Origin of the sequence: Bacillus sp. NTK074B (assembly GCF_017303375.1) — a bacterium.
Lineage (GTDB): Bacteria > Bacillota > Bacilli > Bacillales > Bacillaceae_B > Rossellomorea.
The window spans coordinates 1-265 of the sequence record NZ_JAFKOH010000106.1 but is presented as its reverse complement, the minus strand read 5'-3'; the positions used below and the strand labels follow the sequence as shown (position 1 = coordinate 265).

General features: G+C 61.1%; 1 protein-coding gene. It reads left to right on the top strand.

Annotated features, from left to right (window positions below; translation table 11 throughout):
- Positions 1–66 precede the first annotated feature (66 nt).
- The coding region (locus JI667_RS21605; protein WP_206858520.1) for a TauD/TfdA dioxygenase family protein at positions 67–265 on the top strand (199 nt) is incomplete at its 3' end.

The window sequence follows — 265 nt, the reverse complement described above, 5'->3', positions numbered from 1 at the left end:
CCGCCGACAAGATCGAGGCCTTGCAGCGCTCGACCAACCCTGAATGACTTGTCTGGAGAAACGCCAATGACACAGTTTGACCTGGTCCCGCTGAATCCGACCTTCGGCGTGGAAGTGACGGGCCTGAACCTGACGACCGTGAGCGCGGGGTCGCTTTTTCCCGAACTCCGGGCGCTTTTCGAAGAGCACTCGGCACTGCTGTTCCGCGGTCAGGACCTGACACCCGAAAAGCATCTCGAGCTTGCGCAGCTGTTCGGTCCGGTCG